This window comes from Streptomyces sp. NBC_01341 (assembly GCF_035946055.1).
Lineage (GTDB): Bacteria > Actinomycetota > Actinomycetes > Streptomycetales > Streptomycetaceae > Streptomyces.
Genome location: NZ_CP108364.1, coordinates 887,094 through 911,241, shown reverse-complemented (window position 1 = coordinate 911,241; position 24,148 = coordinate 887,094). Strand labels below are relative to the sequence as shown.

The window sequence follows — 24,148 nt, the reverse complement described above, 5'->3', positions numbered from 1 at the left end:
GGGGCGGCTACTTGACGGCGCCCGCCGTCAGTCCGGAGCGCCAGAAACGCTGGAGCAGGGCGAAGGCGAGGATCAGCGGCAGCACCGCGAGAAGCGAACCCATGATCACCACGGGGTAGTACTCGGGCGACACGGACGCCGCGCTGTTCCAGGTGTAGAGGCCGAGGCTGACCGGATAGAGGTCCTGGTCGGAGAGCATCACCATGGGCAGGAAGAAGTTGTTCCAGATGGCGGTGAGCTGGAACAGGAACACGGTGACCAGTCCGGGTCCCAGCATGCGGAGCGCCACCCGGAAGTAGGCGGTCAGCTCGCCCGCGCCGTCCATCCGTGCGGCTTCCAGCACCTCGTCCGGCACGTATCCCTGGCTGAAGATCCGGCCGAGGTAGACCCCGAAGGGGTTGAACAGGACAGGGATGAAGACCGCCCAGAAGGTGTTCACCAGCCCGGCGCCGGACGCCATCAGGTAGAGCGGCAGGGCGAGCACCGTCTGCGGCACCATCACGGCCGCCAGGACCGTCCCGAACAGCTTCTCCTTGTGCGCGAAGCGGTACTTGTCGAAGGCGTAGCCGCACGCGACGCTGATCAGCGCGCCGAGCGCGGCCCCGACGACCGCGTACAGCAGGCTGTTGGCGTACCAGCGCCCGTACAGCCCGCCGTCGATGGCGAAGAGGTCCTTCATGTTCCGTACGAAGGAGAAGTCGCCCAGCGACAGGATGTTGCTGCTGAACAGCGCGTCCCGGTCCTTGGCGGAGGCGAGCACCAGCCAGAGGACGGGCAGCAGGGTGTAGAGCACGGACACGAACACCACGAGGTTCACGACGGAGCGCCCCAGCAGGCGGGGACGCAGGGGTGAGGCGGTGCGGGATGCGGTCGGCGCGCTCATTATCGGGCACCCTCCTCGGCGTCGGAGCGGTTGGTCCAGCGGGTGACGCCGTAGGAGAGGGCGATCGTGCACAGCAGCAGGATGACCGAGGCAGCCGCCGCGAGGCCGTAGTTGTTGCGGGTGAAGGCGGCGTCGTAGATGTACATGCTGGGTGAGAACCGGGAGTTGATCATCGGGGTGGACTGACTCAGCAGCATCGGCTCGGTGAAGAGCTGGAGCGCGAAGATCAGGGTGAACATCGCGACCATCACGATCGACGACCGCACCAGCGGGGCCTTGACCCGCAGCGCCGTGCGGACCGGGCCCGCGCCGTCGACGACCGCCGCCTCGATCACCTCGCGCGGCACGGCCTGCAGTGCGGCGTAGAAGACGACCATGTTGTAGCCCAGGTTGCTCCACAGTGCGATGTTCACGATGGACGGGAGCACGGTGTGCACCCCGAGGAAGTCGACCGTGATGTCGGCCTCGGCGAGCAGGCCGATCACCGGGCTGATGCCGGGGGTGTAGAGGTACAGCCAGATCAGGGCGGCGATGATGCCCGGCACGGCGTGCGGCAGGAAGAGCGAGAGCTGGACGGTGCCCCGGAGCCGGACCACGCCGGAGTCCAGGAGCAGCGCGAGCACGAGCGCGCCGATCACCATCAGCGGGATGTAGACCAGGCAGTACAGGGCGACGATGCCGAGCCCGCCGAGGAAGGTCGGGTCGGCCAGTACGGCGGTGTAGTTGCGCAACCCGGCGAAGACCGTGCGTTCCGGGCCGAAGCCGAGCCCCGGCTGGTCGTCGCTGAAGAAGCTCAGGTGGACGGCGGTGGCCACCGGGATCAGGAAGACGGTCACCAGGAGGACGAAGAAGGGCGTCATCAGGACGCCGCAGGCGCCGAGTTCACGCCGCCTGGCGGACCTGCGGGTGGACGCGGGCGCTGCCTCGGCCGGACTCCGCGGTGACGGCCGGGCGGGGGCGCCCGGGGCATCCGCCGGGACGGACACGGGGGTGGCGCTGGTCAAGGGTGTCACCTGCCTCTCTGCTGATGGTTACGGGATGCCGGACTCCGGTCAGGTGGAGCGCCGGGTGGTCGAGAGACCGAGGGCCTTCAGGTCCGGCATGGTGCCCTCCTGCGCCGCCCGGACCGCTCCGATGATGGAGCCCTGGCCTCCGCTCGCCCGGGCCAGTCCGTCCTTCATGAGCTTGCCGGTCGCCGTCATCCGGGGCCCCCAGATCCAGCCCGGACGGATCTTGTGGGCCTCCTGCTCGAAGAGGCTGTAGATGTCCTGGCCGCCGTAGTAGGCGCGGTCGAACGCCTGGCGGCCCACCTCGACGAGTCCGGGGGCAGCGGGGTACTGGCTGCTGGCCCCGCTGGAGAGCCGGGCGCGGAGGGCGTCGGGGTGCGAGACCTGCCATTCGATGAACTCCATCGCGGCCTCGGGGTGGGCGCTGTCCTTGGTGACGGCGAACGTCGAGCCGCCGTGCGTCCCCACGCCGGGGTCGCCCGGGTCCCACTGGGGGATCGGCGCGAGGGCCCACCTGCCCTTCTGGCCGGGGCGGGCCTTCATCTGGGCACCCGCGTCCCACGCGCCGCTGAGCCTGCTGAGCACCAGGCCGTTGCCGATCTGGACGTCGCTGTGCCGGCTCTCCACCGCGTTCATGAAGACCAGGTCCTGATCGGTGAGCCGTTGCCAGAACGCGGAGACCCGGCGGGTCGGCGCGTCGGCCAGCGAGACGTTCCAGGCCCCGCCGGCCGTGTCGAACCACTGCGCGCCGGCCTGCCACGCGAACGCCGCGAGATGGGTGTCGCCGTCCGTGGGGAAGAGGGCCATCCGGCGCTCACCGCTCCTGCGGCGTACGGTCCTTGCCGCGTCCTCGAAGTCCTCCCAGGTGCCCGGGACGGTCAGTCCGTACCGCTCGAAGAGGTCGGTGCGGTAGTGCAGCACCATCGGTTCTATGTCGAGCGGGACGCTGAACACACGCTTCTCGAAGGTCGTCAGCTCCAGCGCCTGCGGCAGCAGTCTCGCGCGCAGCCGGTCGCTGACGAGGCCGGTGACGTCGCGGCAGACCCCGTCGATGGCGAAGCCGGGCACCTGGGGGTATTCGATGGTGGCGACGTCCGGGGCGTTGCCGGCCCGGGCCGCGTTGCTGAGCTTGGCGTAGCCGCCCTGCGCCCCCGAGGGGATCTGCTGGAAGTCGACCTGGATGCCGGCGTGTCCGCGGTTGAACGCGTCGACGACCTCCTGACTGCCCCGCAGCGCGGACCAGAAGGTGATCCGTGTCTTCCCGCCGTTCCTGCCGTTCCTGCTGTTCACGGTCCTGCCGGTACTGCTCGTACCGCCCGATCGTGTGTCCCCGCCACCGCTCCCGCAGGCGCTGAGCGCGCCCGCGAGAGGGAGTGCGGCGATCGTGGCGAGCACGGATCGACGGCTCTGTCGACCGGGCATGTGCGCCTCCCGCGGCTCTGGTTCGAGACACGGGGAATACTGATCGGCTGATCGATAGTGGTCAATAGATCGATCAAAAGAAGATTGAAGTGTTCAAACGATCAGTTCTCCGGAGCCGTCAACCTCCTGGTCGATCCCCGCACTTCGAGGCGGGGCAGCAGTTCGATCCTGCGCACCGGACCCGTCGTGCCGGCCGGATGCCCCAGCCGGTGCAGCATCAGCTCCGCGGCCGCCCGCCCGATGTCCGCCCGGGGCGGGGCGACAGCGCTCAACGAGGTGGTGCCCAGGGCCGCGACCACGTCGTCGTACGCCACCACGGAGCAGTCCCTCGGCACCCGTATCCCGCTCTCCGCCAGCCGCTGGACCAGCATGAGGGCGTCCTCGTCGCCGTGCAGGACGGCGCCGGTGATCCCGCGCTCCCGCACGAGCGCCGCGAGGTCGGGTGCGGCCTCCTGGGGGCCGTCCCCCGGGCCCGCCGTCGGGGAACTGAGGACCACCGACCAGTCCTCCACCTCGGGACGGGCCGCCGCGATGTCGGCGAAGGCCGTCCGAATCGCACGCGCCGTGGGGCTGTCGTTCCGGGCGGCGAGCACCAGGCGCCGGTGGCCGAGCGACACCAGGTGGTCCACGGCCAGATGGATTCCGTACCAGTGGTCGGAACACACCGAGTCCAGGGCGTGGAGTGCGCTGCCGGGCCGGGCGCGCCGCTCCATCAGGACGGTCGGCACCCCGATCGCCGAGAGCCAGCCGTAATCCGCCTCCTCGACGGCCGCGCTGCGCCACCGCGGAGCGATCAGCAGTCCGCGCACCCCCGCAACCAGGGCCCTTTCCACCTGAGGCCGTTCGGCTCCGGCCGCCTGCGGGGCGATACGCAGGGTGATCCGGATCCCGGCCTCCTCCAGGGCGGTCCTGGCGCCGTGCAGGGTCTCGTAGAGGTACGAATGCCGCTCCGGGACGACCAGGGCCACGGCGCCGCCGTCCCCGCCGGACCCCTCACCCCGGGCGGCGGGCACCGTCTCCGTCCGCTCCGCGTCCTCCATGGGGCGCACCACCCCGTGCCCGCGCCTCAGCATCCCCGCCAGGGCGAGTTCCTCGACGTCCCGCCGCAGCGTGACCGCCGAGACGGCGAGCTCGGTGGCGAGCGAACTCACCTTGACCGAGCCCCGCGCGTGCACCACCGCGAGTATGCGTTTGCGCCTCAGCTCGACCGGCTCCCGCATGCTGGCCCCCTTGCCTACCGCTGTGCCGTGTTCGTTTGAACGTTTCCGTGAGCGGTCGCAGCATAGCGAGGGGGCGGGTCGCGGTGAGCTCGGAAGACGGAACGATGATCCGTACAGAGGAATATGTGTCTACCATCTGACCCGCAATGGACACCATCACACTCTGGCAACTGGCCGCGCTCGCGGCGGCATCCACGCTCGTCGGCTTCTCCAAGACCGCCGTCAGCGGTGCCAACACGATCAGCCTCGCCGTCTTCGCCGCCGTGCTCCCGGCACGCGAATCGACCGGTGTGCTGCTCCCGATCCTGATCGCGGGCGACACGCTCGCCGTGCTCGTCTACCGCCGTCACGCCCATTGGCCGACCCTGCTGCGGCTCTTTCCCGCCGTCGCCGTGGGCGTCGTGGCGGGCACCGTCTTCATGATGTGGGCCGACGACGCCGCAGTACGCACCTCGATCGGTGCGATCCTGCTCTTCATGGCCGGGGTCACCGTGTGGCGACGGCGGGCGCGCCCCGAGGTGGCCACCAAGGAGGACGCTTCCGGCCCCACGCGCGTCGGGCGCCTCAAAGCCCGCTCGTACGGGGTGCTCGGGGGGTTCACCACCATGGTCGCCAACGCGGGCGGCCCCGTGATGTCCCTCTACCTGCTGTCCGCCGGCTTCCGGAAGCTGGGCTTCCTCGGGACGTCCGCGTGGTTCTTCCTCATCGTCAACACGTCCAAGGTCCCCTTCAGTGTCGGACTCGGCCTCATCGACGCGCAGTCGCTCCTGCTCGACGCCGCCCTCGTGCTGTTCGTCATCCCGGGCGCGTACCTCGGCCGGGCCTGCGTCGGCCGGATCGATCAGCAGCTCTTCGACCGGATCGTGATCGGAGCCACCGTCCTGGGCGGCCTCCAGCTGCTGCTCGTCTGAAGGCCGCCCAGGGGTGTGATCAGACGATGCCCTCGGCGATCTCGGCCTGCTCACGGGCGTTCCCGTAGGCGACCGGGGTGCTGTAGGTACGGCGTGCGACGAACCACCAGACCGTGGCCAGTACCAGGACCGCGACCAGTGCGACGGACGCGTAGTTCATCGAGTCGATGGTCACCGGCGAGGACTGCGGCAGCAGGAACAGCACGGTCACGACCGCCACCCATGCCACGGCGATCCAGCCGATCGGCTTCGACCAGCGGCCGGCCGGCGTCTACACCACCGGCGAACTCCAGCAGGCGGTCCATCTCTACGGGCAGCGCATCGGCACCCGCGCCGTCGTCGTCGGCGACGACCCGGTCGGGTACGCGGCGGCCGGCACGCTGCGCGTCGCCGGCGTCCAGGTCGTCGCCGTCGTCACCGACCGGCGGGAGCCGCGGCTCCGCCCGCGCGGGCGCGTCCCGCTGCTCACCGGCGCGACCGTCACCGGTCTGCGCGGCAGGAGCCGGCTGTCCGGGGTGGAACTGCGCCACCAGGACGGCCGTACCACCACCCTGAGCTGCGACACCGTGGTCCTGACCGGCGACTTCGTCCCCGACCACGAACTGGCCCGCCGGGGCGGCCTGGTACTGGACCCCGGCACCCGCGGACCCGCCTACGACGCCGCGTTCCGCACCTCGCGGCCGGGTGTCTTCGCGGCCGGGAACCTGCTCCACGCCGTCGAGCGCGCCGGGTTCGCCGCCGAGGAGGGCCGGGCCGTCGCCGTTCCCGTGCTCCACCGTCTGCTCGGCACCGAGGAACCCGGCGGACAGGGGCCGTCGCTCGTCGTGGACGCACCGCTGCGGTGGATCGCGCCGAACATGGCCGGGACGGTGGGGGTACGCCCGCCCCGGGAGCGGTTCCTGCTCCGTGCCGCCCGGCCGTTGGCCCGGCCGGTGCTCGTCGTGACCCAGGACGGACGCGAACTCCACCGGCAGCGGAAGCTGTCGGCCACCGGGCCCGGCCGGTCCCTGCACCTGGCGGCGGGCTGGCTCGACCGGGTCGATCCGCACGGTTCGGCTGTGCGGATCACGGCGCTGTGAGGAGGCGGGCCGTCCTGGCGAGGCTTCGGCCGGGGCCGCCCGTCCGCTCGTCAGGGAATGACCAGCCAGTCCGCGCCGACCGCGGCCACCAGCCCGATCGCGAGGAGCCAGCTGCCGAGACGGGTACGGCCGTTCCTGCTGAGCTCGATGACCACACCGCAGAGGATGAGGGCGAGGCCGTACACCCCCACGACCAGGACGGAGGAACGGCTGGCGATGCGCAGTGCGAGGACGGCGGCCATCACCGCCATGCCCACCGAGGAGAGGACGATCCGCAGCCGCCGTGCCTGACGCGGCGTGAGTCTGTGCTCCCGCTCGGCGGGCTCGGGTATCACCGCGGTGGTCACGTCCGGGGCCTGGTCCTGCTCCGGGGCGGCCTGGTCCTGTTCCTGGTCAGAAGTGCTCATGAGGCCGGATCGTAATGGCTGCGCACCGGGTTGTTCGCCGGACGGCCGGATCGCCGGGCACGATCAGGCGATCGACGCCGACACGATGGCGGACACCGCCAGGTTGCAGGCCGCGGTGACCCACACCGCAGGGTGCGGTTCCCGCTCCACCAGCGTGGCACCCAGTTTCCCGGGCGTCACGAGGTCGACGACGAGGAAGGCGACGGCCATCATGACGAGCCCGAGCAACCCGAAGGCGGCGGTCGAGACGAGCCCCTTGCCGAAGTCCTCGTAGGTCGTCCAGATCGACGTGAACACGATGCCGCCGATTCCCACGAGCGCCGAACTCAGGAGTACCGCGGCGTTGCGGTTGCGCTCCTCCCATATCTGGCGCCCGAGCTTGCCCGGGGTGAGGGCGTCGATCAGAAAGATTCCGAGAACGAGCAGTACGACGCCGAGGGCCCCGTATGCGGTGGCACGGCCGAGGCCGTTGATGATGTCAGTCATCGGGGCGTCCGTCTCCTGAGCGAGTGGTCGAAGAATGGAACCTAAGAGTGACAGGCGTGATCAACATGCCGTCAGGAAAGCCCAAAACCTATCGCACTCCGATGCTCACTTCCCGGGCCGGTCTCCCCGTCGCAACCAGGGAGCTTCCGCCGCCGCGTCCACGACCTGTACGCCCCCGTCCCCCGGCACCCCGGACCCACCCGTCCCCGGGTCCACCCGTCCCGCCAGTTCCAGTGCCCAGCGGATCAGCCCGCCCACCCCGATCCCGTGCGGTTCGGCCTCCCGGAACGCCTCGACAGCCCCCGCCCCGCGCCTCAACAGCCGCGCCCCGCCTGCCGCGTTGCCCCGAGCGGAATGTGTGAGGCCCACCGCCATCTGCGCGAGGCCCCGCCACAGCTCGCGCTCGGCGTCCGGCCCCGACTTCCAGGCGTCCTCGAAGACCTCGTGGGCGTGGAAGGGCATCCCCGAGTCCAGCAGCCGCTGCGCCTCCCGCACCGTCTCGGCGGGGGAGCGGACCACGCCTTCGGGCTGCCGCTCCACACCCTCGGTGCCGTAGGGGAGGGGGCGCCCCAGTCCGTCCCGGGGGCGCGCGTTGCGCGCCCGTCCTTCCTCGTCACGGTCCCTGCGCGATTCTTCCACCGTCCGATTGTGCCCCGTACCTGCGGGGAACCGGCTGAACCCTGTCCGTAGGCACCCGCGCGCGACTAGGCTCGGAGACCTCCGCAATCACCCTGGGAAGGGGAGGCATGAAGCCGTCCCGGCCGTTGTACGAGCGCGAACCGGAACTCGCCGCAGCCGCACAGGCGGTGGACGCCCTCTGCGGGGGCCAAGCGGCAGGCGGGCTACTGGTGTTCAGTGGCGAAGCCGGCATCGGCAAGACCGCGCTGCTCACCGAGATCCAGACCATGGCCGGCGACCGCTGCACCATCTGGTCGGCGCGCGGCGGCGAGACGGTGACATCCGTGCCGTTCCACGTCGTGCGCCAGCTCCTGCAGCCCGCCCTGGACCGCTTTCCCGCCGACGAGACCCGCGCCCTCTTCGGCGACTGGTTCGAGATCACCGCACCGGCACTCGGCCTGACCGAGCCGAGTGGCCCGCAGCCCGACCCGCAGGGCGTCAGGGACGGCCTCGACTACGTGGTGTCCAGGCTCGCGTCCCGCCTCAGCCACCGGCCGTTACTCCTCATAGTGGACGACGCGCACTGGGCGGACGGCGAATCCCTCGCCTGGCTCGCCGGCTTCACCGCGCGGCTCTCCGAACTGCCCGTACTGGTCATCCAGGCGCACCGGCCCCAGGAGCTCGCGGACCGCAACGCCGACTGGGCCATCGACCGGACCCCGGAGAACGGCGGGGTCTCCGGCCACCCCACGATGATCAGGGTGGCCCTCCGCGCCCTCACCCCCGACGCCACCGCCGAACTGGTGCGGGCCGGACTGGGTGACCACGCCGACGACCCCTTCTGCCGCGAGGTCTGGGCCGTCACCGGGGGCAACCCCTACGAAGCGGTCGAACTCGTCGCCAAGGCGCAGGACCGTGAGCTCCCGCCGGTCGAGGAATCCGCCGGCATGCTGCGCGAACTCGGCGCGTCCGCACGGGGCAGCGGCCTCGTCGCCCGGCTCGAACGCCTGGGCACCAACGCCAACCGCTTCGCCTGGGCGGCGGCCGTGCTAGGCACCGAGATCTCCCAGGAACTCGCCGCAACCCTGGCCGGGATGAGCTCGGCGGAGGCCGCCGACTGCACGGCCCGGCTGCGCGACGCCCGCATCGTCAGCGGATTCGACCCGCTGGAATTCGTCCACCCGCTCATCGCCAGCGCCGTGTACCGCTCCATCCCGCCCGCGACGCGCACCGCCATGCACGGACGTGCCGCCTGGGCGATCACCCAGGCGGGACTCGGTGCCGCGGCGGCCTCCCGCCATCTGCTCGAAGTCCACCCGGACGACGACCAGGAACTCGTCTCCCAACTCCGCGAGGCGGCGCGCCAGCACCTCGCGGTGGGTGCCCCCGAAGCGGCCAGGCGCTGCCTCGAGCGGGCGCTGGAGGAACCACCGCGCCCCCACGACCGGGCGGCGCTGCTCTACGAACTGGGCTGTGCCACGCTGCTGTCCTCGCCCGCCACCACGGTCCAGTACCTGCGTGCCGCACTCGACACGCCGGGACTCGACGGGACGCTCCGGATCGACGCCACGTTCCGGCTCGCCTCGGCGCTCTCCCACAACAACCAGCTCAAGGAAGCGGCTCTGTCACTGGCCGCGGAAGCCTCCCGCACGGCTCCCGGCCCCGGCCTGATGCGTCTGCAGGCCGCGCACTTCCTCTGGGAGGGCATGCAGGCCACCGAGGACGACGGCCCCGCGCGCTCGGCCCGGCTGGCCCGCAACGCCGACCACCTCAAGGGTCGCGACAACGCCGAACGGGCCCTGCTCACCCTGCGGGCCTTCGACTCCATGCTCCGCGGCGAGAACGCGCAAGTCGTCGTCGACTTCTGCGAACGCGCACTGGTCGACGGCCGCCCCGCCCGCGGGCTCGGCTGGACCGACTCCGAATGGGGCTTCGAACTCCCCGCGATGGTCGGCATCACCTACGCGTTCACCGACCAGCTCGACCGCGCCGAGGAACTCTTCGCCGAGGCGGTCCGCGCCTTCGAGATCTCCGGCTGGAGCGGCGCCCATCTCGCCTTCGCCCACACCCTCCTCGGCCTCGTGCACCGCCGCCGCGGACGGCTCGCGGAGGCGGAGGGCTTCCTGCGCGAGGGCCTGCGGCTCGCCGACCGTGCGGGCAGCGGACTGCCCGTCCACTGGGACGCCGCCTGCCTGCTCGTCGACACCCTGGTCGCCCGCGGCCGGACGGCGGAGGCGCGGCTGGTGGCCGACCGCTACGACTTCGGCCCGCCCTACCCCAGCGCCATGGTCCTGCCGGACGCACCCTGCGTACGAGGCCGCCTGCTGCTCGCCGAGGGCCGGACCAAGGAGGCCGTGGCGGAGCTGGAGGCGGCGGGAGCGGCACTGGAACCCCGGGGCCGGTTCAACGGTGTGTGGGCCCCCTGGGCCGGTGACCTCGCCCGTGCGCTCGCCGACACGGACCCGGTCCGCGCGGCCCAGCTGGCGACCCGCGCCCGCGTACACGCGGAGCGCTTCGGCACGGACACGGCGATGGGCGAGGCCCTGCGCTGTGTGGCCCTGTTCGCGCCGCCGGAGGAGGCCACCGCGCTGCTGGCCGATTCGGTGCGCCACCTCGAGGCGTCCTCATCGGCGTACGAGCACGCCATGGCCCGTTTCGAGTACGGCGTCGCCATCCGTTCCCAGCGGGAGGTCGCCCGTGCCCAGAAGCTCGCGGTGGCGTGCGGCGCGGAGGGGCTGGCGACCCGTGCCCAGCAGGTGCGGACGTCGATGCGGTCCTCGGAGTGAGGTAGTCTTTGTCCTGCGCGGCCACCCGGGAAAAACGGGCGGAATCGCATCGGGACGTGGCGCAGCTTGGTAGCGCACTTGACTGGGGGTCAAGGGGTCGCAGGTTCAAATCCTGTCGTCCCGACTGGTGACAGTCGTAGATCAGGGCCGGTTTCGGAGAGATCCGAAACCGGCCCTTGGTCATTCCCTGAGAACCGGGCGGGGACCCGTGTTCGCCGCACACCTCGCGTGCTGCGCCGCGCCAGGGCCGTCACAGCCGGCGGCTGTCAGGCGGATCAGGCCGCATTCTGGCAGCACCGCGCGGGTCGCTCAGGCCCCACCCTGCCGCGGGCTCTGGCTCGATTGGCCCCGTGCCGGCGCTCTCGCCGGGCGGTGCCGCCCGGCCGAAGTCTTGTTGTCGCGGGCCGTTGAGCCGGTGCATGAGCCCGGCGTCCTATCGCGCAGCCGCGCATCCCACGAGATGCGCGGCAGGAGCGAGTAGGCAAGGCTCCAAGAGCCGTCCCGTGACCCCTGGCGGGCGCACGACGACAGTCACGGCGCCTCGCCGCGTTGTTGGAACGCCCGCATTCATCCAGTACGCGTGCGACCTTCCGCCTTGCGATGCACCGCATCTGACGCCCCGCGCCGATCCACCAGGCACTACGGGACAGCCCTTGGTCCGGGTAATCGAGAAGGGGAACCGAGATGATCGTCAAGAAGCTGCACGAGGCCGGCCTGAAGAGCGAGCACGCATACGTGGCTGCTTTCGGCTCGATCGGGCTGTCGTTGGTTTCGTGGCTCGCGTCCAACAAGCAGGAGAACATCGAGCGTGCGGACCGCTGGGGCATCTTCGTAGGTGAATGGGCTCCCACGTTCTTCGCACTCGGACTCGCACTTGCCAACTACGAGAAGGAGGCCCTCCCGTTCGTGGCGGGCCACAAACACGGATAGCCCTCGCCCTGCATCGCTGACGGCTCGGCCGGCGGTTCGGTCGATGCAGGTCCAGAAGGACGGCGTGGAGTCAGGCGTCGCAGTCCGGCACATGACGGTCCGCGACGCCCGCCCGGCCATGCGGAAGCGTAGGAGAGCGGCCGTGAAGTCCACTCTGCCGACCGGGTGACGCGACCCTTACTCTCCACCGCTTCGGTGCTGCTTCGCCCCTGCTCTCAACGCCAGAATTCTGCGCCAGAACGGGGACGGACGCAGAACAACACCCACGCACGACAGGGCCCTCTCCCCTCGCTTGGGAAGACGATGGCATGAGCAGCCTTACTTCACTGCTCAACCTTGCCGGCGCCGTTGCATCGGCCTGCCTTCTCGGCCGCCCGACAAGGCTCCTTGAGCGGCTATGGAAGATCTGTGTGACGCTGGAGGACGTGTGCGCGGGATCGCGTATCGGCAGCGACGCCGGACGGGCTCGCGCGCCGGCCGAATTCCGGCTCCGTCGAGGCACAGACCTCCCGGACGAGGAGACATCCCATGAACGTCACCCGGATCCACCGCTCCGTCTTCGCCGCGTCAGCGGCAGTGGTCTTCTCCGCAGTGATGGGAATCGCTGCGCCCCCGGCATCTGCCGACAACGGCACGCAGCCCTTCGGCTCCGGCTGTTCGTCCCTACCCGCAGACGGCCAGGGCAGCCTTGCCGGCATGGCCAACGACCCGGTGGCCACCGCAGCATCCAACAACCCCGAACTGTCGACGCTGGCCGCGGCGGTGAAAGCGGCCGACCTGGGCGACACCCTGAACAACTCGAAGGACATCACGGTCTTCGCTCCGACCAACGCGGCGTTCGAGAAGATCCCGAAGGCGGACCTCGACGCTCTGCTGGCCGACAAGAGCCAGCTGACCAAGGTCCTCAAGTATCACGTCGTGGGCGAGAAGATCACCAAGAGTGACCTCGCGAAGGGCGACTTCAAGACCCTCGAGGGCAGCAACCTCACCACCTCAGGGTCGGGTGACTCCTTCACGGTGAACGACTCCGCGAAGATCGTCTGCGGTGGCATTCCCACCGCCAATGCCACGGTGGAGCTCATCGACACGGTCCTGATGCCCGAGTAGTGGACAGGTAGCAGGAACACCAGCACCCTGCCTTCGCACGGAGACGGCAGGGTGCTGCCGGCCTTCGGAGTGGTTGGTGTCGGTGCGTATCGGACCGCGCCCCCGACCATCCTGACCCAGGCCGAGCACCGCACTCGTACGGGCACGGCCCAGGGATGCCCAACACCCTGACCGACGCCGGCCACGCAGCCGCGGCGCTCAGCCGGCGTCCGGCAGGGCCTTCAGGAACCTCGCGGCCACCGGGCCCGCGTCGGCGCCGCCCGAACCGCCGTCCTCCAGCATCACGCACCAGGCCAGGTCGCTGCCGCCCTGGTAGCCGATCATCCAGGCGTGGGTGCGCGGCGGCTTCTCCTCGCCGAACTCGGCCGTGCCCGTCTTGGCGTGCGGCTCGCCGGGGATGCCTGTCAGCGCACTGCCCGCCCCGTACGTCACCGTCGCCCGCATCATGTCGCGCAGGGCGTCCGTCACCGACGGGTCCAGCCTTGCCGCCGCCTCGTGCTTCTTCCTGACCGCGTCGGGCACCAGCACCGGCTGCTTGAAGGTCCCCTCCTTGACCGTCGCAGCGATCGAGGCCATGACCAGCGGCGAGGCCTGCACCCGGGCCTGGCCGATGGTCGACGCCGCGAGGTCGTTGTCCGACGTACTCACCGGCACCGAGCCGTCGTACGTCGTGTCACCGACGTCCCAGACGCCGCCGATCCCGAAGGCCGCAGCCGCGTCGTGCAGCGCGGAGCCGCCCACCTTCGCACGGTGCCCGACGAACATGGTGTTGCAGGACTTCGCGAACGAGTCCTTGAAGGTCGAGCCGGCGGGCAGGGTGAACTGGTTCTGGTTCTCGAACCTCTGTCCGTCGACGTGGGCGAACTTGGGGCACTCCACCACGTCCGACGGCTTCATCCCCGCCTTCAGCATCGCCGCCGCCGTGACCACCTTGAACGTCGACCCGGGAGGGTACTGCCCGGCCAGCGCGCGGTTCAGCCCGCCCGCAGGGCGATTCGAGACGGCGAGGATGTTCCCCGTCGAGGGCTCCACGGCGATCAGCGCCGCGTTCACCTTCAGCCCCTCCATGGCGGCGGCCGCCGCTCCCTGGACCTTCGGATCGATCGTCGTCCTCACCGGCTTGCCCGGCTCGGCCGAGCTCTTGGTCAGGGAGGCCTCCGCCCGGCCCGACTGCCGGTCGGCGATCACGACCTCACTGGTGGCCGCGCCCCCGCCGCCACGCAGCTGCTTGTCGTAGCGCGCCTCGAGCCCGAACACACCCTTCCCCTGCTCGTCCACCGAGCCGCGTAAGGAGGCCGCCTGCAGGTCGTCGCCGTTGGTGTCGAGCACAGCGGCCCGTTCGGCCACCGTCTTCAGGGCGAGCGTCTGGCCGGGCTTCAGCCGCGGGTGGATCATCGGGGAGGTGAACTCCACGGTCCACTGCCCGGCTTTCTCGACGACCGACGCCTCGGATTCGTAGGCGAACCTGCCGACGGCCGGAATGCTGAACCGCGCGGTGAACGGGACCGTCACCTCGCCCTTGTCGTTCTTGTCGCCGTCCCCCGCCGCCAGCTCCGACTTCGTCGGTTTCAGGTTGTTCATCACCGAGGTCAGCAGGGACTCCGCGTTCTCCGGGGAGTCGGACAGCGCCCCTGCCTTCGCCGCCTCCCCGGCCCCCCACGCGTCCAGGAACGACTGCAGCCGTTCGGTGGCGGCGGTCACCTCGGGGTCCTGACCCGCCCCGTTCCCGGACCACGCCCGGTACCCCCACCAGCCCGCGCCCGCCGCCAGGACGACGGCCACCGCGACGCCCAGTACCGGTGCTCTGCGTGGCCGGCGTCGACTCGCGCGGTCGTGACGTGCCATCTGCTGCAAGGTGGGGTCCGACACTTGGCGTTCTCTCCTCGTCTGCTGCGGATACCTCTCCCGCGACCGGACCGCTCCCGATCACCTGTCCGACACGCTAACCGCTGCCCCCGGGCGCCGGGCCACCCCGGAGAGCGGCGGGAGAGTGAGCCGAGAGCGGCCCGGGAGCGGGCAGCACGACGGGCGGGCCGGCGGCGCTCCGCACGGTCGCGGAGTGCCGCCGGCCCGCCGGGCCGTGCATGTCCGGTCAGGCGCGAGGGGTGAAGGCGACGACGTCGCCCGCGTGCTCACCCCCGGAGAGCTGCCCGAAGCGGTCGGTGCGGATGTAGACGCGGTGCAGCCACCGGTCCGCCCCGTCCCAGCGTGGTGTGAACGGTGTACGGGCGTGCGTCGTACGGAAGTTGTCGACGATCAGGACGTCACCGGGGACCAGGTGGACGGCTTCGGTGACCTCGTCCAGCGCCTTCGAGAGTGACTCGACGGCCTCGACGTCCCGGGGGTCCTCGGGGGCCAGCAGCTCCCGGTCGTAACCCAGCAGCGGGTCGGAAGCGTCGCCGTACAGCGCCTTCACCTGGGCTATCGCGCCCGGGTCCTCGACGCCGCCGCGGAACGCGACGTCCACGCGGCAGGGCACTCTGCGGTCGAAGAGGTGGTTGCGGAAGCCCTCCGGCACCAGAGGCAGTGCCTTGCGGACCGAACCCACCAGGGTCGCGGCCCTGCGCTCGTGGTCGGCGCGGGAGCAGGCCAGCATCACGTAGTTGGGCTGGAGCTGGTGGTACGCCATCTCCGTGTGGAACTCCAGCAGGGTCTCGGAGGTCTCCGAGGACAGGTGGTGAGCGCCGGGGGAGGGATACACGTCGTGGTAGACGGTGCCGCTGCGCAGTTCCTGGTAACCCGTGTGCAGGCCGAGCCGGCGGCCGACGATGCCGAGCATCGCCTCCATCGTGAGGAGAGGGCGCTCCGCCGGCGCGGGGGTGGACTCGGGGGTGCGGGGCAGCTGGTCCTCGGGCTCCACGGGGAGACCGCGCAGCAGGAGGTAGCCGTCCTCGTTGCCGGAGACGTTGAAGGCGTCGAGGGCTTCGGCGAGGCGGGCCGGGAGGTCGGTGGACGCCGCCTTGGCGGCCTCCAGGAAGGCGGGGAGGTCCGCGCGCGGCACCGTCGGCAGGCGCGAGGCCAGTTCCAGGAGTTCGTCGCGGAGTTCGGAGCAGTCGATGACGGTCACGCGTCGTTCCTTTCTTTGATGTGAGCACGGGCGTACTGGTAGAGCAGCTCCGCGCCTATCTCGGTCGCCAGGACGGAGGTGATCCCGGCGTGGTCGTAGAGCGGCGAGACCTCCATGACGTCGAAGCCGACCGGCCGCAGCTCGCCCACGCACCGCAGCAGGGCCAGGACCTCGCGGGAGGAGAGCCCACCGGGTGCCGGGGTACCGGTACCGGGGGCGAAGGCCGGGTCGGCGACGTCGACGTCGACGGACACGTAGACGGGGCGGTCGCCGATGAGCTCCTTGATGAGCGCATGGGTACCGGCGACACCGGTCTCCACGAACTCGTCGGTGGTGACCACCCGCACCCCCTTGCCGCGGGCGTAGTCCAGCGAGTCGGGGCGGGGGTTGTGGCCCCGGATGCCGATCTGCACCGTGCGCGCGGGGTCGATGACGCCCTCGTCGATGCCGTGCCGGAACGGGGTCCCGTGGTGGAACTCGCCCCCGTAGAAAGCGGGGTTGGTGTCCGAGTGCGCGTCCAGGTGGACCACGGCGACGGGACCGTGCTGCTCGGCCACGGCGCGCAGGGCCGCGAGCGTGAGCGAGTGGTCGCCGCCGAGCATCAGGAAGGCGGCGTTGTCCTGGAGGAGGCCGCGCAGATGGCGGTGGGCCGTCTCCATCGCGATGTGCATGTTGAACGGGGTCAGGTCGATGTCCCCGCCGTCCACACAGTCGATGAGCTCGAAGGTGCCGGGCCCCCGGTCGATCCCGACGCCGTGGATCAGGCCCGACTCGTTGCGGATGGCACGCGGGCCGAAGCGGGCCCCCGGCCGGTAGCTGGTGCCCCCGTCGTAGGGCGCCCCGATCACGACGACGTCGCGGCCGGTGGGCTGGGGGTCGTGCGGCAGGCGCATGAAGGTGGGGATCTGCGCGTAGCGGGGCGAGATCGCGGTGTCGACACGTTCCACGACGTCATCCCTCCTGTCGGATGGGCCGCGGGCGGCCGGTACGGAGTAGGGGGCGGGTCACTCGGTCTCCTTCAGCCGTGCGGCCACCTGGTGCACGGCGTCGGCGGTGCTCACCTCGGCGGGCGGCAGCCCCTCGACCACCACCCGGTCGAAGATCTCCCGCACCACCAGTGACTTGGCCCGGTGGACGTCCGCGTCGGGCACCCCGGCGTCCAGCAGCAGGAGGCTGAAGGAGGACGTCGTCCCTGAGCCCTCGTGCACGCCGAGCTTCGGCCGGGTGACCGTCTCGTGCGGGAGCAGGGGGCTCATCGCCTCGCGCAGGACCCATTTGTCGCGGCCGTGGCGTCGTTTGAGCCCGGCCTCCAGCGACACGAGCAGGTCCAGGACGTCGCGGTCCCAGTAGGGGTGGGTCGACCAGTGGCCCTGGATGCCGGAGAGCACCGGCGTCATCTCGTTGAGGCCGTCGAAGGTGGCCATGTCGAACGCCACCGCCGTGTCCAGTTGCGGCAGCCTGTCCTCGCGGTGCATGCCGGCGAGCGGGATGTCCGCGCCGTATCCGGTGAGGATGCGGCGGGCGGGCCCGTCGAGCGCCCGGTACAGGGCGGTGAGCGGCAGCAGGTATTCGATGATGTCGGGGTCGACGGACTCGGACGCCCATATCGCGTGGGGGAGCTGGCCGAGCAGGTCGGCCGTGGGCACGGTGATCTCCCGGTGCGCGGAGCCGAGGTGGGTGGCGACCACGCGTGCCTCGGCGAACTCGTCCGAGGTGTCGGTGCCCATGGAGAGGGTGTCCAGGGGGCCCTCGGTGTGGGCGGCGGCCAGTGCGGCCACGCCCGAAGAATCGATTCCGCCGGAGAGCACCACCAGCGGAGTGGTGCCGCCGGTGCGGGCCCGGACGGCTCGCCCCAGGGTCTCGCGCACGGCAGCGGTCGCGTCGGCCTCGGGGAGGATCCGCCGGGACACCGGCGGGGTCCAGGTCCGCGAGGGCGCTGCGGTGCCGGTGCGGACGTCGAGGTCCAGGACCGTCCCGGCCGGGATCTGGTGAACCCCGGGTACGCGGCGGATCCGGCGCGCGTCGGCGACGGGCCGGCCGGACAGCGGGGCCTGGGCCGCCGCCGGGACGAGTGCCTTGATCTCGGTGGCGGCCAGGACACGGCCGGGCGCCGGGAGGGCGTAGAGCGGGACGGAGCCCGCATGGTCGGTGGCCAGGAGCAACCGGTCGCCCAGGGCCGCGGCCGCCGCGAACCGGCCGTTGAGCAGCCGGAAGGCGTGCAGGTCGTAGATGCCCAGCAGGGCGAGCACCAGGGCCGCGTCCGTTCGGGCGTCGGCGCCGGACGGGAGGAGGGTGAGCAGTTCCTCCCGGTTGTAGAGCTCGCCGGCCAGGACGAGGGCCGTGTCGCCGGAGCGGGCCACGGCGTCCCCGGCCGAACCCGAGTGCACGAGTACGGCGTTCAGGGTCTGGGCGCGGAGGGCCTCGGCCACGGTCTCGTGGGCGCCCCGGGTGGCGAAGACGGGCCGGGGGGCCCGGTCCCCGCCCTGATGGGCGGAGACCAGGAACCCCGTGGCGGCGGGGAATGTGTGCGCCATGATCAGATGCTCAGGGCACCGAAGCCGCCGGAGGTGAAGTCGTAGTTCACCGGGACCTCGATCAGGAACGGGCGGCCGAGCCCCGCCCCCTTGCGCAGAGCGGCGAGCAGGTCCTCGCGGGAGTTTGCCCTGACGGCCTCCACGCCGTTGGCGCGGGCGAGTTCGGTGAAGTCGACGCCGGTGAACTTCACGGCCGGGTCGTGGGAGCGCTGGTGGCCGAGGTTCTGGTAGAGCTCGATCAGCCCGTTGGTGTCGTTGTTGACGACGACCGTCACGATGGGCAGGTTGAGCCGGGCGATCGTCTCCAGGTCGGCGCTGTTGGAGTGGAAGCCGCCGTCGCCCGCGATGAGGAAGGTCGGCTGGCCGGGCCGGGCCATCTGGGCGCCGATGGCCGCGGGGATGCCGTAGCCGAAGCTGGAGCAGCCGGCCGAGGTGAGGAAGCCGAAGGGCTGGTCGGCGCGGGCGAAGAGCACCCCGTAGTGCCGGAAGAAGCCGATGTCGGACACGATCGTGCCCTCACCGGCGGCGGCGGTCTCCTCCATCACCGTGTTCATGGAGTCCATCACCTGGTGGACCCGCATGCCGTCCTCGTACTCGGTGGGGTCGGCCAGGAACTCCGCGATGCGCTCGCGCAGCGGGGTGATGTCGTGCGGGGTCTTCTTCGCGAGGTCGGCGGTCGCGGCGTCCAGGTGCTCGACGAAGGCCAGCACGTCGGTGACGACGTCGACGTCCGGACGGTAGACGCGGGGGATCGGGTTGACGGTCGGGGAGACGCGCACGGTCTTCTTCTCGCCGCCGCGTGCCCACATCGAGGGGCGCAGGTCCTCGGCGTAGTCGTAACCGAGGGTCACGACGACGTCCGCCGGGCCGAAGAGGGTCTCCAGGGCGGGGAAGGACAGGATGCCGTCCATGTAGCCGGTGACAGCCCCGTAGTTGAGGTGGTGACCGTGCGGAAGGACGCCCTTGGCGATGTACGTCGTGATGACCGGGACGTCCAGACGCTCGGCCAGGGCGCGGATCGCGGGCACCGCGCCGGAGCGGATGGCAGCCGCGCCGACGACGAAGACCGGGTGCTCCGCGCCGGAGAGCAGCGCGGCCGCCTCGTCGGCTGTGGCCTCCCAGCCGGCCTGCACGGCGCCGGTGGGCTTGGCCGGGGTGTGGGCGGCGGGGTGGACGACGGAGGCGTCGATGTCGGCGCCGAGCAGGTCGACGGGCACCGAGATGAAGCTGGGTCCCACGGGCTCCGTCATCGCCGCGGCGACGGCCGAGTCCACCAGGTCGGTGATCTCGTCGGGGCGCTGGAGCTCGACGGCGTACTTCGTCATGGGGCGCATGACGGAGACCGAGTCGAGGCACTGGTGCGTGTCGTTCGGGAAGATGTCGTGCGACTCGGACTGGGCGGCCAGCGCGATGACGGGCGAGCGGTCGAGGATCGAGGTGGCCACGCCGGTGGCGAGGTTCGTCATGCCGGGGCCGAGCGTGGCCCAGCAGGCCTGCGGCCGGCCGGTGATGCGGGCCAGGACGTCGGCGGCGACGCCGGCGGTGAACTCGTGCCGGGTGAGGACGAAGTCGATACCCGGCGCCTCGTCGAAGAGGATGGAGGCGGCCTCACGGCCGACGACACCGAACACCGTCTCCACACCGTGCTCGTGGAGACGCTTGAGCAGCGCGTGTGCGGCCGTCGGGTTGTTGCTGGGCTTGGTCGATACACGGGACATGCGGCGTCGTCTCCAGGATGTCGACGGGATGCGGAATGCCGTCACCGTGCCGGTGGCCTCTCTCCACCGCCTCTCCAGCGCCTATCCGACCGTGCTGTAGTGCGCTTCGAGGCGGCCCGCGGCCGGTTCCGGCCCGGTGCACCCGTCTCCTGTGATAGATGAATAGACATACAGTCGAGCGCATAATGCAGGCACTGAGGGAAGAAGGCGATCATGACCGGTACGACGACCCGGGACCCCGCGGGGTTCGTGGTGCACACCGCTCCGGTGGGGCTCACGGGTGACGGGCGGGACGACTTCACCGTGCTGGCGTCGACCGTTCCGGCGCAGGTCAGCGCGGTTTTCACCAAGTCACGCTTCTCCGGCCCGAGCGTGGTGCTCAGCCGCGCCGCAGCGGCCGACGGACAGGCGCGCGGAGTGGTCGTCATCGCCCGCAACGCCAACGTCGCCACCGGACCGCAGGGGGACAGCAACGCCCGCGAGGTGCGCGACTCCGTGGCCGCCGCCGCCGGGCTCCCGGAGGACGAACTGCTGATCGCCTCCACCGGCGTCATCGGCCTCCAGTACCCGATGGAGCAGATCCGCGATCACATCAAGACGCTCTCCTGGCCCTTTCCGGAGGGCGGGTTCGACCGGGCGGCCCGGGCGATCATGACGACCGACACCCGGCCCAAGGAGGTCAGGGTGCGGTGCGGCGACGCGACGCTGGTCGGCATCGCCAAGGGCGTGGGGATGCTGGAGCCGGACATGGCGACCCTCCTGACCTTCTTCGCCACCGACGCCCGGCTGCCCCGGGACGTCCAGGACCGGGTCTTCCGCAGCGTCATGGACCGCACGTTCAACGCCGTCTCGATCGACACCGACACCTCGACCAGTGACACAGCGGTGCTGTTCGCCAACGGGCTGGCCGGTGACGTGGATCCGGTGGAATTCGAGGAGGCCCTGCACGAGGTGGCGCTCGCCCTGGTGAAGAACATCGCCTCGGACGGCGAGGGGGCCAGCAAGCTCATCGAGGTGCGGGTCACCGGGGCGCGGGACACCGCGCAGGCCAAGCGGGTCGGCAAGACCGTCGTCAACTCACCGCTGGTCAAGACCGCGGTGCACGGCAGCGACCCCAACTGGGGCCGGGTGACGATGGCGATCGGCAAGTGCACCGACGACACCGACATCCTCCAGGAGAAGGTCACCGTGGAGTTCGGCGGGACCCGGGTCTACCCGCAGAGCGTCGACGGCCCCGGCGACGCCGAACTGCGCGCGGCCGTCGCCGAGCACATGAGCGGCGCCGAGGTGGTGATCGGCATCGGACTGGGCATCGGGGACGGGGAGTTCACCGTCTACGGCTGCGACCTGACGGAGGGATACGTGCGCCTGAACTCCGAGTACACGACCTGACCCACGGGCCGGGACCCGGACGCGGCACCCGATCCGCCACGCCCGGAAGCCGCTGACTCAAATGTGCCGCCTCGTCCGCATCGCTCCGTAGTGTGACGTGTGATCAGCACAACGTGAACGAGGTGGCGCATGGGTCAGTCGCGAAGGTCGGTTCTGCAGGGCGCGTTCGGCGCCGGGGCGGCGGGGCTGCTGGTCGGCGGCGCCGCCCCCCTGCCGGCCGCGCAGCGGCGCCCGATGCCCAAGGGGGTGGATCTCGGGCTGCGCTGGCTGGGCGTCGCCGGGTGGGAGCTGTCCTTCGCGGGCCGCAGCGTGCTCTTCGACCCGTACCTGAGCCGGATGCCCTACGCCGGGGAGGGGGGCGCTCTCGATCCGGCGCTGCCCCTGCGTCTGGACCCCGACGCGGTGGAGCACGTGGCGGAGAAGGAACTGACCGGGGCGCCGGAGCTGATCCTGGTCAGCCACGGCCACTTCGACCATCTCGCCGACGTCCCGCACCTGCTGTCCCGGCCCGGCTGGGCAGGCCGGCGTGTCCGGACGCTCTGTGACGCCACGTCGCGTCACCTGCTGGCCGCGATGGGCACACCCGCGCACCGCATGGCGGACGTGGTGGCGGTGGAGGGGGGCGACCACCTCCAGTTCGACGGCTACAGCGTGGAGGTGTTCCGCAGTCTGCACAGCAGGCAGGACGACTACACGTCCTTCGCCCCCGGGGAGCGCGACGCCGTCCCCCCGCGGCCCCGGACCCTCGGCGACATGGTGGAGGGGCGGACGCTGGCCTTCCAGGTGTCGGTGGAGGGCGGACCTTCCGTGCTGCTGACGGGCACCAGCAACGTCGCGGAGCGTGAAGTGGCGGGCGCGCGGCCGGACATCGCGGTGATCGGGATGAGCGGTCACGCGGCCCTTCACGGCTACCCGGACCGGCTGCTGGCCGCGCTGGGGTCGCCGCCGGTCCTCCTGCCCTGCCATCACGACGACATGGTGACCCCGCTCGGCGATGCGGGGATCTCACGCACGTCGTCCCCCGACGCGGTGACGGCGCTCGCACGCGCGGCCGAGCGGAAGGCGCCGGGCGGCGGCACCCGGGTGCTGACGCCTCGTCACCTGGAGTTGCTCGACGTCACCGGGGCCGCGTGACCCGGCCGCACGGCGGCCGGTTGTGCGGGATTGCGACGCCTCCGGGGGGCCCGTTTCGGCCGCAAGGGCGCCCGATCCCGCTCATCGGACACCGGGCGCCGCATTCCGGTGCGGAGGTCCGTTCGCACCGTCGAAGCGACGTACGGTTTTTGCCATCACTGGTCTAGACCGGTGGGGCGATCGCTCCGCGTCCGGATCGGTGCGCTGAGTAATCACACCCTCCATGCCCGGCCCCCATATCCTTCACACCGGACGCACATCTTCCGCAGAGGCGTGACGTTCCGGGGGTTGCCCGCGGCCGCGTCCGCGCTGCCGTGCGGGCCGACGACTACTCCGTGCCATGCGCGATCATGAGCCCCCGGCCACCCGGCCCGGCAGGCGTTATCCGGGTTTTTCCCACGTCCTCATTTTCTCTCGCATCGGGACGACAGTTTTCAGCCGTGCCCATCCGGGCCTCGTTGACGCCGTCCGGATGGCTTATTACTGTCCCGACTCGATGAGGTAGGAGGGCCGCTACGCGCGTAGTGGCCGCAGTCACGACCACTGCATTCGCTCCATCGATCAGCGCGACCAAAGACATTGCGTGTGAAATCCAGCAGTTCATGGCAGGGGAATTGAGTCATGGACAGGCAGAACGGGAGACCCCCTATGGCCGGCGTGCAGATTCGCATACTGGGTCCGATCTCCATGCTTTCCCGGAACATGCCGGTCCCGCTCGCCGGACAGCGGCAGCTCCGGGTGCTCACCGCCCTCGCACTTGTGTCGGGCAGGGCGGTGAGCACGCCCGAACTCATCACCCACCTCTGGGGTGAGCGCCCGCCGCGGACCGCCCCTGGTCAGCTCCAGACGAGCGTGTGGATGATCCGCCGCTCACTGGCCGCGGTCGGCGCGCCGCAGGACACCGTCCTGTCGACGGCTTCCGGATACCAGCTGGATTCGGCTCTCTGTGAGATCGACAGCGATATCTTCCGGCGCAACGTCGCCACGGCGAAGAAAATGGTACGCGCCGACCTCAAGGAGGAGGCGCTCGACCTGCTCAGGGAGGCACTCGCCCTGTGGCGGGGACCTGCCCTGGCCACGATTTCGAGCAGTGCGTTGCAGACCCGCGCGGCCAGGCTGGAAGAGGAGCGTGTTGCCGCACTTCAACAGCGTATTTGCCTGGAAATAACTCTGGGCCAATACGAGGAGGCCATCGGGGAACTCACCGACCTCATCGCCCTCCACCCTTTGCGCGAAGAGCCCTACGCGCATTTGATGCAGGCCCTCTATCTCTCCGGGCGGCAGGCCGACGCGCTCGCCGTGTTCCGCAGGGCCCGCAACACCCTGACCGACGAGCTGGGCATCTACCCCGGCCCCAGGCTGACCACCCTGGAGCGGGCGATCCTCCGTCAGGACGCCGACATGCTCTCGGCGGTACCGGGCATGGCCAGCCGCTGACCCGCGTCAT

20 protein-coding genes, 1 tRNA gene and 1 pseudogene are annotated in these 24,148 nt (G+C 70.9%); 9 read left to right on the top strand and 13 right to left on the bottom strand.

The genetic code is table 11. From position 1 onward, the window contains the following. Window positions 1-7: 7 nt before the first annotated feature. From OG206_RS04050 to OG206_RS04035, 4 genes are all read right to left on the bottom strand, one after another. Window positions 8-883 carry a carbohydrate ABC transporter permease gene (locus OG206_RS04050; RefSeq protein WP_327112237.1) on the bottom strand — a complete coding sequence of 292 codons (876 nt, stop codon included), beginning with the start codon at window positions 881-883 and terminating at the stop codon, window positions 8-10. Continuing rightward, window positions 883-1,887: a carbohydrate ABC transporter permease gene (locus tag OG206_RS04045; protein ID WP_327112235.1), complete on the bottom strand. Its 1,005-nt coding sequence runs from the start codon at window positions 1,885-1,887 to the stop codon at window positions 883-885. Before OG206_RS04045 ends, OG206_RS04050 begins: the two co-directional genes overlap by 1 nt. 48 nt (window positions 1,888-1,935) lie before the next feature. Next, window positions 1,936-3,312, bottom strand: coding sequence for an ABC transporter substrate-binding protein (locus OG206_RS04040; protein ID WP_327112233.1), 1,377 nt, complete (start codon window positions 3,310-3,312; stop codon window positions 1,936-1,938). A 101-nt stretch (window positions 3,313-3,413) separates the two neighbouring features. Then, the gene (locus tag OG206_RS04035; protein ID WP_327112231.1) at window positions 3,414-4,532 is read right to left on the bottom strand and encodes a substrate-binding domain-containing protein; all 1,119 of its coding nucleotides are present in this window, start codon (window positions 4,530-4,532) and stop codon (window positions 3,414-3,416) included. 146 nt (window positions 4,533-4,678) lie between these two features. Here OG206_RS04035 and OG206_RS04030 point away from each other — a divergent pair, with 146 nt between their 5' ends. After that, window positions 4,679-5,443 carry a sulfite exporter TauE/SafE family protein gene (locus tag OG206_RS04030; RefSeq protein ID WP_327112229.1) on the top strand — a complete coding sequence of 255 codons (765 nt, stop codon included), beginning with the start codon at window positions 4,679-4,681 and terminating at the stop codon, window positions 5,441-5,443. A gap of 19 nt (window positions 5,444-5,462) precedes the next feature. Here the strand turns inward: OG206_RS04030 and OG206_RS04025 are convergent. Continuing rightward, a pseudogene (locus OG206_RS04025) lies at window positions 5,463-5,705 on the bottom strand (amino acid permease); the annotation flags it as partial. Here OG206_RS04025 and OG206_RS04020 point away from each other — a divergent pair. Then, window positions 5,611-6,522, top strand: a complete 912-nt coding sequence (locus OG206_RS04020) for an FAD-dependent oxidoreductase (RefSeq protein WP_442805796.1) — start codon at window positions 5,611-5,613, stop codon at window positions 6,520-6,522. The pseudogene OG206_RS04025 and the gene OG206_RS04020 sit on opposite strands and share 95 nt — an antisense overlap. A 50-nt stretch (window positions 6,523-6,572) precedes the next feature. On the opposite strand, the gene OG206_RS04015 is transcribed toward OG206_RS04020, so the two are convergent. The 3 genes from OG206_RS04015 to OG206_RS04005 form a co-directional block, all read right to left on the bottom strand. Continuing rightward, window positions 6,573-6,929 carry a hypothetical protein gene (locus OG206_RS04015; protein WP_327112227.1) on the bottom strand — a complete coding sequence of 119 codons (357 nt, stop codon included), beginning with the start codon at window positions 6,927-6,929 and terminating at the stop codon, window positions 6,573-6,575. 63 nt (window positions 6,930-6,992) lie between these two features. Next, window positions 6,993-7,415, bottom strand: a complete 423-nt coding sequence (locus tag OG206_RS04010; protein WP_327112225.1) for a DUF350 domain-containing protein — start codon at window positions 7,413-7,415, stop codon at window positions 6,993-6,995. 105 nt (window positions 7,416-7,520) lie between these two features. Continuing rightward, window positions 7,521-8,054, bottom strand: a complete 534-nt coding sequence (locus tag OG206_RS04005; protein ID WP_327112223.1) for a DUF309 domain-containing protein — start codon at window positions 8,052-8,054, stop codon at window positions 7,521-7,523. 107 nt (window positions 8,055-8,161) lie between these two features. Here OG206_RS04005 and OG206_RS04000 point away from each other — a divergent pair, with 107 nt between their 5' ends. The 4 genes from OG206_RS04000 to OG206_RS03985 all read left to right on the top strand — a co-directional run bounded on the left by OG206_RS04000 (window position 8,162) and on the right by OG206_RS03985 (window position 12,856). After that, entirely contained in the window at window positions 8,162-10,819 is a 2,658-nt protein-coding gene (locus OG206_RS04000) for an ATP-binding protein (protein WP_327112221.1), read from the top strand. A gap of 50 nt (window positions 10,820-10,869) precedes the next feature. Further along, a tRNA-Pro gene (locus OG206_RS03995) sits at window positions 10,870-10,943 on the top strand. A gap of 560 nt (window positions 10,944-11,503) precedes the next feature. Next, the gene (locus OG206_RS03990; protein ID WP_327112219.1) at window positions 11,504-11,749 is read left to right on the top strand and encodes a hypothetical protein; all 246 of its coding nucleotides are present in this window, start codon (window positions 11,504-11,506) and stop codon (window positions 11,747-11,749) included. 528 nt (window positions 11,750-12,277) lie between these two features. Beyond that, on the top strand, window positions 12,278-12,856 hold the full coding sequence (locus tag OG206_RS03985) for a fasciclin domain-containing protein (RefSeq protein WP_327112217.1): 579 nt from the start codon (window positions 12,278-12,280) through the stop codon (window positions 12,854-12,856). Window positions 12,857-13,054: 198 nt separating this feature from the next. On the opposite strand, the gene OG206_RS03980 is transcribed toward OG206_RS03985, so the two are convergent. The 5 genes from OG206_RS03980 to OG206_RS03960 all read right to left on the bottom strand — a co-directional run bounded on the left by OG206_RS03980 (window position 13,055) and on the right by OG206_RS03960 (window position 20,175). Next, window positions 13,055-14,725: a penicillin-binding transpeptidase domain-containing protein gene (locus tag OG206_RS03980; protein ID WP_327112215.1), complete on the bottom strand. Its 1,671-nt coding sequence runs from the start codon at window positions 14,723-14,725 to the stop codon at window positions 13,055-13,057. 223 nt (window positions 14,726-14,948) lie between these two features. Then, window positions 14,949-15,923 carry a clavaminate synthase Cs1 gene (cs1, locus tag OG206_RS03975; RefSeq protein ID WP_327112213.1) on the bottom strand — a complete coding sequence of 325 codons (975 nt, stop codon included), beginning with the start codon at window positions 15,921-15,923 and terminating at the stop codon, window positions 14,949-14,951. Continuing rightward, the gene (gene speB / locus OG206_RS03970) at window positions 15,920-16,870 is read right to left on the bottom strand and encodes an agmatinase (RefSeq protein WP_327112211.1); all 951 of its coding nucleotides are present in this window, start codon (window positions 16,868-16,870) and stop codon (window positions 15,920-15,922) included. The genes cs1 and speB overlap by 4 nt, the downstream gene beginning before the upstream one ends. Before the next feature lie 57 nt (window positions 16,871-16,927). Then, the gene (locus tag OG206_RS03965; protein ID WP_442805937.1) at window positions 16,928-18,460 is read right to left on the bottom strand and encodes an asparagine synthase-related protein; all 1,533 of its coding nucleotides are present in this window, start codon (window positions 18,458-18,460) and stop codon (window positions 16,928-16,930) included. Continuing rightward, the gene (locus tag OG206_RS03960; RefSeq protein ID WP_327112207.1) at window positions 18,460-20,175 is read right to left on the bottom strand and encodes a thiamine pyrophosphate-binding protein; all 1,716 of its coding nucleotides are present in this window, start codon (window positions 20,173-20,175) and stop codon (window positions 18,460-18,462) included. The genes OG206_RS03965 and OG206_RS03960 overlap by 1 nt, the downstream gene beginning before the upstream one ends. A 213-nt stretch (window positions 20,176-20,388) precedes the next feature. Here OG206_RS03960 and argJ point away from each other — a divergent pair, with 213 nt between their 5' ends. The 3 genes from argJ (at window position 20,389) to OG206_RS03945 (ending at window position 24,138) form a co-directional block, all read left to right on the top strand. Further along, window positions 20,389-21,567, top strand: coding sequence for a bifunctional glutamate N-acetyltransferase/amino-acid acetyltransferase ArgJ (gene argJ, locus OG206_RS03955; protein WP_327112205.1), 1,179 nt, complete (start codon window positions 20,389-20,391; stop codon window positions 21,565-21,567). Window positions 21,568-21,696: 129 nt separating this feature from the next. After that, entirely contained in the window at window positions 21,697-22,701 is a 1,005-nt protein-coding gene (locus tag OG206_RS03950) for an MBL fold metallo-hydrolase (protein WP_327112203.1), read from the top strand. A gap of 648 nt (window positions 22,702-23,349) precedes the next feature. Next, the gene (locus OG206_RS03945) at window positions 23,350-24,138 is read left to right on the top strand and encodes an AfsR/SARP family transcriptional regulator (RefSeq protein ID WP_327112201.1); all 789 of its coding nucleotides are present in this window, start codon (window positions 23,350-23,352) and stop codon (window positions 24,136-24,138) included. Window positions 24,139-24,148 lie beyond the last annotated feature (10 nt).